Annotated in this window: 1 protein-coding gene; it reads right to left on the reverse strand. The window is 65.4% G+C overall.

Annotation, left to right across the window (positions count from 1 at the left end; all coding sequences use genetic code 11):
• Positions 1 to 32: 32 nt before the first annotated feature.
• Positions 33 to 1,295 carry an IS110 family transposase gene (locus ACGFU7_RS48110; protein ID WP_266734169.1) on the reverse strand — a complete coding sequence of 421 codons (1,263 nt, stop codon included), beginning with the start codon at positions 1,293 to 1,295 and terminating at the stop codon, positions 33 to 35.
• Between the last annotated feature and the right edge of the window lie 183 nt (positions 1,296 to 1,478).

The following is a 1,478-nucleotide window of genomic DNA, read 5'->3' on the forward strand; positions in this document are numbered from 1 at the left end:
GCCGGGGACAAGACATCCCACGCGGATAAGCGTCAAGCTGCCGCTGCGATATGTCCGGCTGAGGGCTCCGGGAAGGCGATTGCTTCGTTGTAGGTGTGACCGTTCTGGAGGCAGTGGAACAGCATGCCCATGAAGCGATTGAAGAGGTTCCGCTGTGCCGCGACGTGACGATCGCCAGCTGCTCGTCGGCGGTCGTAGTGGGCTCTGGCGCCTGGTGACCTGGTGAGAGAGACGAAGGCCCAGACGTAACCGACGGCAGCCAATCGCTGGTTCTTGACCTTCCGGCTCATGACCTTGCAGCTCTTGCCGCTGGCTCTGGTGACCGGGGCGCTTCCCGCGTACGCCTTCAAAGATCCGGCGTTGGCGAATCGGGCCCGGTCGTCGCCGATCTCCGCCAGGATTCGGGCGCCTGTCAGTGCGGCGAGGCCTGGAAAGCTGCGGATGACCGGTGCATCCGGATGCTCTTCGAAGGCCTGTGTGACGGCTTCTTCGAGCTGGTCGGCGTTGTCGCAGGCGGTGTTCACCTGCCTGAGCAGAGCGGAGGTCTGATGCCCGAGAGCCGTCTCGACCTGCGGGAGCTGGTGGAGGTAGTCGCGTTTGAAGACCTCATGGAGCCTTTCCGCGTCGGCCTGGATGCCGCGGACTCGGCCGGCCTGCTTGAGCAGTGTCTGCAAGCGTCGCCGTGTCAGCTTCGCGGCCATGGTGGGGGTCGGTGCTGCCGCCAGGATGGTGCGGGCTTCCCTCGAACACAGACCGTGCTTGTGCTGGGCGAAGGCGTCGAGGATTGCAGGGTAAAACTCTCTGAGCTGGGAGCGAAGCTTGTTTTGGGCCTGTCCGCGAGCCCAGACGGCGTCTTGTTGGGCCCGGGCGAGCACGGCGATGGCCTGGACGAGCTCGGAGTCCGCGGGCAGCGGCCGGTGGGCGGCCATGTCGGTTCGCAGGATGTTGGCCAGGGCCGCAGCGTCGACGGCGTCTGACTTCTTGCGGGCGACTGAGTGGCGATCTCGGTAGCGGGCAACTGCCAGCGGGTTGATCGCGAAGACCGGCCGCCCGGTGGCCCGCAGGCAGGCGACGAGGAGTCCGCGTGAGGTCTCGATCGCCACGGGGATCGGGGCGGCCTCGCTGTCGCCATGTTCGGCCAGCAGGTCCGTGAGCTGGGTAAACCCTGCAGCGTCATCGCCGATCCGCACCTTGGCGAGTTGCTTTCCGCCAGCATCGACCAGTGCAATGTCGTGGTGGTCTTCGGCCCAGTCCACGCCACAGAACACTGGCGTCGGTAACTCGACTATCGCCATCCGGTCCTCCTTCGTCGCGTCTCTTTCTCCAGGCCAGAGCCTGTGCAGGGTGCGCGTGCTCCCTAATGGAAGTGCTCAAGGCACGTCATCCCACCAGCCGTTCGCAACCCCAGCGAGTCGTGCGGCCCTCGGTCCGCGTCAGAGCTGAAAGCTCAAGGCAGAGCAGAGAGGTGATCCGCACAA

Origin of the sequence: Streptomyces sp. NPDC048473 (assembly GCF_043200155.1) — a bacterium.
Classification (GTDB): Bacteria; Actinomycetota; Actinomycetes; order Streptomycetales; family Streptomycetaceae; genus Streptomyces.

What these genes read in the sequence shown, in the direction of transcription:
- ACGFU7_RS48110 (WP_266734169.1), bottom strand. Translation starts at nt 1,295, where the DNA reads ATGGCGATAGTCGAGTTACCGACGCCAGTGTTCTGTGGCGTGGACTGG.